Consider the following 3,138-nt stretch of genomic DNA (forward strand, 5'->3'; position numbering starts at 1 on the left):
AAGAAACTGATCCGCCCCTGACGAGCCGCCATCTGCAACGCCTGCTCCTGAGCCGCCCCGGAGGCAGCCGCGGTGATGACGACATCAGCACCCCTGCCCTCGGTCAGCTTGAGCACCTGCTCGACCACGTCCTGGCCGTGCACCACCGCGTCGGGGTGAACCAGATCGGCCGCCATCTCCAACCGCTCGGCGTTGATATCGACCAGGAACACCCGGGCCGCGCCGCGTGAGCGGGCCAGCCGCACGTGCAGGCAGCCGATCGGACCCGACCCCATAATCACCACGTCGTCGCCCTCGCCGACGCGGGCCAGCTCCTGGCCGTTGAGCACACACGCCAGCGGCTCGGCCACCGAGGCCTCGGCGAAACCGACCCCCTCGGGGATACGGTTGAGGCCGTCGACCGCGAGAACCTTGGCCGGGACGATCATGTACTCGGCGAAACCACCGTCGTAGTGATAGCCCATCGACTCCTGGTTCGGGCACACCGTCATCCGGCCCCGGCCGCACTCTGAGCAGGCCCCGCACGGGATCGCGGCGATCACCTGCACCCGATCGCCCGCCGCCCAGCCGCTCACGCCCTGGCCGATCTCGACGATCTGTCCGGCGATCTCGTGACCCATGACCCTGGGCGGCCTGATGTGATGGTGACCGTGCTTGGAGATCTTCACATCCGTGCCGCACGTCGAGCAGTTGCGCACGCGTATCTTGATCTCACCGGCCCCGGTGACGGGCTCGGGCGCCTCCTCGACGCGGATGTCACCGGGAGCGTGGAAACGAGCGACCTTCACTGTGCTTCGTCCTCTTCGTTGGGTTGCAGCAACCGGACCACCTCGGCGACCTGCGTCGCCTCGCGAAGGGCCCGGGCCTGCTCGGGATCCATCAGGATCTGGGCGAGTTCGGCCAGCAGCCGCACATGACCATCACCCTTGGCGGCGATACCGATGCACATCGTGACGTGCTCGCCGTCCCAGTCGACGCCGTCGGGAAAACGCAGCACACAGATCGCGTCATGATGAACGGCGTCTTTGGCGGCCAAGGTGCCGTGCGGGATGGCCACCCCCTCACCGACATAGGTGGAGATCGAGCGCTCACGCTCCAGCATCGCGCCGATATAGGCGCTGCCCACCGCGCCGACGGCGAGCAGCACCTGCCCGCACTGGCGTATCGCGTCGTCTCGGTCGGTGGCCGAGGCCGTCAGCCGGATCGCGCGCGGGTCCAGTGGCAGCGGCGCCGTCTCAGGCATCGACGGTGCCGCCGTTCTTGATCGTGTTGATCAGTTTGGCCACCGCGGGGTCTCCGATGAAGACCTGAAAGGAGATCAAGACCTTGTCCGGGGCGCCGGCTTTGGCCCGGCCGGCCAGGCCGGCGTGGCAGACGATCACGTCGGCGTCGGCCGGGATGGAGTTGACCGGGGTGTGCTCGACCTGGACGTTATGGCTTTTGAGCTGCTTGCGCAGCTGGGTGGCCAGCATCACGCTGCTGCCCATCCCCGCGTCACAGGCCACGATGATCTTGTGGATGTCCTTGCTGTCGATACTCGGCACCGCTCAGGCCTCCTTGACGACGGGTGCGGCTTCGGATTCCACGGCGGCCTCGTCGCCCTCGTCCTTGCCCCGGCCGAAGCCCAGCAGCACCGAGGCCACCGCGAAGGACACCGCGGTCGCGGCGAAGATCCCGGCCAGCACCCCGAACCAGCCGCCCTTGGGCGTCACCGCCAGATAGGCGAAGATACTGCCCGGCGAGGCCGCCGAGACCAGCCCGGCACCGGTCATGATGAACACCAAGATCCCGGTGGCGCCACCGGCGATGACCGCCAGGATCAGCCGGGGCTTCATCAGCACATACGGGAAGTAGATCTCGTGGATACCGCCGAGGAAGTGAATGATGATCGCCGCCGGGGCGCTGGGACGCAGTGCCCGCGGGCCAAAAAACAGGTAGGCCAGCAGCAGGCCGAGCCCGGGGCCGGGGTTGGACTCCAGCATGAACAGGATCGACTTGCCGAACTGGGTCACCTCGTTGGCGCCCAGCGGGGTCAGCACCCCGTGGTTGATGGCGTTGTTGAGGAACAACACCTTGGCCGGCTCGATCAGGATCGAGGCCAGCGGCAAAAGGTTGGACTCCACCAGCCAGCCGACCGCGTTACCGGCCGCGGTGGTGACCGCCGAGACGATGGGGCCCACACCCCACACGCCCAGCAGCGCCATCGCGCCACCGGCGATACCGGCGGTGAAGTTGTCCACCAGCATCTCAAAGCCGGCCTTGGTGCGCTCGGAGGTGAAGCCGTCGATCAGCTTCAGCAGGAACGCCGCCAGCGGACCCATGATCATCGCGCCGAGGAACATCGGGTTCTCCGCGCCGACCACGACGCCCATGGTGGCCACCGCGCCGACCACCGCGCCGCGCTGACCATGGACCATCCGCCCGCCGGTATAGCCGATCAAGACCGGCAGCAGCGTCGTGATCATCGGCCCGACCAGGGCCGCCAGACTCTCGTTCGGCAGCCAGCCGGTGGGAATGAACAGCGCGGTGATCAGACCCCAGGCGATGAACGCCCCGATATTCGGCATGATCATCCCGGCGAGATAGCCGCCGAAACGCTGAATCTTGGCTCTGACCCCGGTTCCCGTGACGGTGGGGGTGTAATCAGTGCTCACGTGGTGTTGCTCCTTCCGGGGTGGCCGGCAACATCAGCCGGCCAGGGGGGGTGGATCCGCGCCGCTGTCAGCCCCCGGACCGCAGCGGCAGGGTGGGATCGGCCGCGATGACACGCACGTCATCACGCCGAATGTCATCAGGGGAGGGCATCCGGCTACCCGGTAGCCCGACCGCGGCGGTCGCCCAGGCCAGCGCCTCGACCAACGCCTCCTGCCCGCGAGCGCCGCCGGCCAGGAACCCGGCCAGCATCGCATCACCGGCACCGACCGAACTGCGCGGCTCGGCCAGCGCGCAGCGGCCGTACCAGACCTGCTCGTCCTGCAGCAAAACCGCGCCATCGACGCCCAGACTGGCCAAGACCGTGCCCGCGCCACGAGCCCGCAGACTCTCAGCGGCCTTGATCGCGTCGCCCAGGGATGAGATGACCATCCCCGTGGCCTCGCTCAGCTCTTCCCGGTTGGGCTTGACCAGGGCCGGCCCCTG

Annotated in this window: 5 protein-coding genes; all 5 read right to left on the reverse strand. The window is 68.1% G+C overall.

The genetic code is table 11. From position 1 onward, the window contains the following. The coding region (locus tag ABT130_RS37700) for an alcohol dehydrogenase catalytic domain-containing protein (protein ID WP_350963866.1) at positions 1-788 on the reverse strand (788 nt) is incomplete at its 3' end. Then, on the reverse strand, positions 785-1,243 hold the full coding sequence (locus tag ABT130_RS37705; protein ID WP_350963869.1) for a PTS mannitol transporter subunit IIA: 459 nt from the start codon (positions 1,241-1,243) through the stop codon (positions 785-787). The genes ABT130_RS37700 and ABT130_RS37705, both read right to left, overlap by 4 nt. Next, complete coding sequence (locus ABT130_RS37710) at positions 1,236-1,544, reverse strand: PTS lactose transporter subunit IIB (RefSeq protein ID WP_350963872.1); 309 nt, start codon at positions 1,542-1,544, stop codon at positions 1,236-1,238. Before ABT130_RS37710 ends, ABT130_RS37705 begins: the two co-directional genes overlap by 8 nt. A 3-nt stretch (positions 1,545-1,547) precedes the next feature. Further along, positions 1,548-2,654 carry a mannitol-specific PTS transporter subunit IIC gene (mtlA, locus tag ABT130_RS37715; RefSeq protein ID WP_350963875.1) on the reverse strand — a complete coding sequence of 369 codons (1,107 nt, stop codon included), beginning with the start codon at positions 2,652-2,654 and terminating at the stop codon, positions 1,548-1,550. Positions 2,655-2,721: 67 nt separating this feature from the next. Beyond that, the coding region (locus tag ABT130_RS37720) for a PfkB family carbohydrate kinase (RefSeq protein ID WP_350963877.1) at positions 2,722-3,138 on the reverse strand (417 nt) is incomplete at its 5' end.

Origin of the sequence: Streptosporangium sp. NPDC001681 (assembly GCF_040298085.1) — a bacterium.
In the GTDB taxonomy this organism is placed as follows: Bacteria; Actinomycetota; Actinomycetes; order Streptosporangiales; family Streptosporangiaceae; genus Streptosporangium.

What these genes read in the sequence shown, in the direction of transcription:
- ABT130_RS37705 (WP_350963869.1), bottom strand. Translation starts at nt 1,243, where the DNA reads ATGCCTGAGACGGCGCCGCTGCCACTGGACCCGCGCGCGATCCGGCTG.